Consider the following 3432-nt stretch of genomic DNA (forward strand, 5'->3'; position numbering starts at 1 on the left):
GAGCCGAATCCGTCGGCGGCTGTCAGGACGCCTGGCTGTCAGGACGGGCAGCCAGGCCGGGGCAGCGCGGGCCGCCGGCGGGTACGGGGCCGGGCTGGCGGGGACGCGCCGCTCCGCCCCACCACGGCATCCAGTAAGCTGACAAACGGTGGAGTCGCCTAGTGGCCGAGGGCGCACGCCTCGAAAGCGTGTGAGGGGGCAACCCCTCCGTGGGTTCAAATCCCACCTCCACCGCCATCCTTGGGTACCCATGTGCTGGCGCACCATGGGCGGATGGCTTTATGCCAGCCGCGGGGGCCGAGCCCCCGCAGGCCTCCACGGGAAACCCCCGGCGCGCAGCGCCTGGCATCCGCACACGGCAGTCCATGGGCGCACGCCCCGGGCGATCCGTCCGTTGCCGGCTCCGTCGCCGGTCCGGTCTCAGTTGTCTTCGAGGCCCGGCTCCGGGCTGTGGTCGCGGCGGTAGGCGCGGTGAGCTGCCGGAAGCAGGGCGGTCGGGGGCATGCCGTGTTCCGTCAGGCCATGCCGTCAGGCCATATCGTCAGGCCATATCGTCAGGCCATGCCGTCAGGCCATGCTGCCGAGGATGGCGGCGATGTCGGACGGTTCGGTGCACGGGTTGACGATCGCGAAACGGGTCACCGTCTCCCCCTCGTGGACGGTCGGGGTGACAAAGGCAAAACCCGTCCGCAACAGTTTCTCCGTCCACTCGTAGTAGTTTTCCGGTGTCCAGTTCAGGCGGCGCAGGACCACTACGGAAAGCTGCGGCTCACGCACGAGCTCCACGTAGGGCAGTGCCCTTATCTGATCAGCCGCGGCCCGGGCGGTGGCCAGTGACTTCTCCACGGCGGCACCGTAGGCGCGGGTACCGTGCGTAGCCAGTGAGAACCAGAAGGGCAGGCCGCGCGCACGCCGTGAGAGACCGATCGCGTAGTCCGCGGGGTTCCAGTCGTCAGCGGTTTCGAGGACCTCCAGATAGCCCGCTTTCTGGGCGTGTGCCGCGCGGGCCAGCGCCGGTTCCCGGTAGATCAGCGCGCAGGCGTCGAACGGAGCGAACAGCCATTTGTGCGGATCGACAATGAAAGAATCCGCGTCGGCTATTCCGGCAAAGAGATGACGGACCGGTTCTGCGGCCAGCGCGGCCAGCCCGTACGCCCCGTCGACATGCGCCCACAGGCCCCGTTCATGGGCCGTGTCGACAATTCCGCGGATGTCGTCGACAATGCCGAACTGGGTGGTGCCGGCCGTCGCCACGACGGCGAACACGCTGTCGCGGACGTCGGGATCCGCCTTGTCCAGGGCGTGGGCCAGCGCGGGGCCGGTGAGACGGCCCTCGGCGTCCGCCGGGACCACCAGGAGCTCCGCGCCCATGACCCGGGCGGCGGTCTCGAGCGAGGAGTGCGCCTCGGCACCGCAGGCGATACGCCACACGGCGGGCCGGCCGCCACGCCGGGTGGCGCCGTCCCGCGTCCGCATCCGGTACCTGGCCGCGACGAGCGCGGAGAGGTTCCCGATCGTCCCGCCCTGGACGAAGACCCCACCGGCCTCGGGCGGAAAACCGGCGAGATCGGACAGCCAGCGCAGTGCCTGGTTTTCCGCGTACACGGCGCCGGCACCCTCCAGCCAGCTCCCCGCGTATACGGACGAAGCCCCGACGACGAGGTCGAAAAGTATCGCCGCCCTGGTGGGCGCCGCCGGTATGAACGAGAGGTTGCGGGGGTGGTCGACCGAAATACACGCCTGGGAGAGGAGCTCGTCGAAAACCCGGAGCGCCTCGACGCCACCGATACCGTCCGAGGTTATTGTCTCCCCCACCGCGGCGGTCAGCTCCGCGCGCGAGCGGGTACCGTCCAGGGGAACGGGGCTGAGGCGTAGTCGCTCCCGCGCATAGTTGACGACGGCCTGCGTCAGAATCTCGCTGTCGACATCATAGCGGTGCACGAACTCGAGCATACCCGGGCCCGGCCGAGTTTACGGACATCACGAAGCGGCGACGGTGCGCAGCCGGTACGTCCCGATGTACAAGCCGAAACATGTCGAAAACAATGCCGACCGGCGTGGGTCACACAGCTGTGCGCGGTAAAGTGATCGGCGCCGGCCGCAGCAACATGTTCATCACCAGCGCCGGGAGGATTCCGGACCGAAGCGGGATCCGGACGCGCGGACCGGCGCATAAAGCGCCGGCCGGGTGACCATGCGTGGTACACCATCGATGGCATATGTCACCGGACGCCGCTACCGGCTGCCGGTGAGCGGAGAAGATCGCCGTATGTTTGTCGTTGTGCACGCTTTTGCGGCCGAAAAGCGTGCACAACGACAGACTCGTCCAGATCATGGCCTGCGCGGACGGTCGCGGATAGTGACCCGTCTCCGCTGGAGACGCTCCGGGGCCACCACCGAGGACGGCCCGCATTCGTGGCGGGGCGAGACCTGACAGTCGGCCGGTCGGTCGTGGCCAGGGGCCGGTCGACGTCAGGCGGACGTCATTACCGCTTTACCACGGCACGGCACGGCACGCACAAGATCCGCGTTCGCGGACAGCCTGCGAGGGGGCTGACATCGGGGCCGCCGTACGCACCATCAGGACCCACCTCGGCTTGTTTCGCGATCGGCCTGTTCCACGAACGGCATCTGGTGCGGGCTTCTCGCCGACGCGGCACCGCCAAGGCCCACATCGGCCCGCGCCCGACGACGATCAGCGCAGTGGCCGATCAGCCGCCCCGGGACTCCCGCAGGACATCCGGGATCCCGGGGCCGCTGGAGATCAGCGATCTGGAGGTCATCAGCATGGCCACGCGACCGGGCACAGCCGGCCGCGGCGGACGCCGGTCATACGCCCGGCCACCTCGTCCTCCTCCATGGTGTCCCCGCCCATGGTGTCCGTTGCCGCGGCAGCCCTTGGGGCCATGGGGCGGCCTCCTCGCCGTACTGGCCGCTGCGCCCGCCTCGGCGTGGTGGCCGCTGCAACAGCGGCCCCGGTGACGGCTCCTCGCCGCACCCACCTGTTGTCACGAACGGTCGCCCTCGCGGCAGCGGATGGGTTCACGGCGGCAGACGAGCCCGCGCTCAGACGTCCTGCCTGCTCCGCCTGCGGATGAGGAAACCGCCACCGGCGACCGCGGCCAGCAGGGCGATCAGCGCGAAACGCTTCATTGCGTACCTCCACGATGCGAACGAAGGGTGATACGGAACACTCCCACACCTACGGCTGTCCCCGCTCGGCTCGGCCCCGCGCGGGCGGAAGCACACCGGGCGGCCGGCCGAGCGGAAGATCGGCTGTTGGCCGAGCCTGAGCATGCCACGTCCGTGGCCACTTCGGCGGTAGGCGGCTGAGGATGTCGGTCATCATACGGAACAATTTTTTTGATCTTCAAGAGGCCATCCCGGTTCCCACCCGGGACATCCCGGTCACGCGCGGGAACCACGGGCGCT

At 69.1% G+C, this 3432-nt stretch carries 2 protein-coding genes and 1 tRNA gene; 1 reads left to right on the forward strand and 2 read right to left on the reverse strand.

Features of this window, described 5'->3' with window-relative positions; translation table 11 throughout:
* Window positions 1–147: 147 nt before the first annotated feature.
* Window positions 148–237 (forward strand) — tRNA-Ser (locus AC5LUJ_RS18690).
* 330 nt (window positions 238–567) lie between these two features.
* Here AC5LUJ_RS18690 and AC5LUJ_RS18695 read toward each other — a convergent pair.
* Together AC5LUJ_RS18695 and AC5LUJ_RS18700 are read right to left on the reverse strand one after the other, a co-directional pair.
* Entirely contained in the window at window positions 568–1953 is a 1386-nt protein-coding gene (locus AC5LUJ_RS18695; RefSeq protein WP_250281931.1) for a pyridoxal phosphate-dependent decarboxylase family protein, read from the reverse strand.
* Window positions 1954–2782: 829 nt separating this feature from the next.
* A complete protein-coding gene (locus tag AC5LUJ_RS18700; protein WP_493465379.1) occupies window positions 2783–2908 on the reverse strand; it encodes a hypothetical protein in 126 nt (41 codons plus the stop codon).
* Window positions 2909–3432 lie beyond the last annotated feature (524 nt).

Source organism: Protofrankia sp. CiP1_Cm_nod3, from assembly GCF_982290655.1.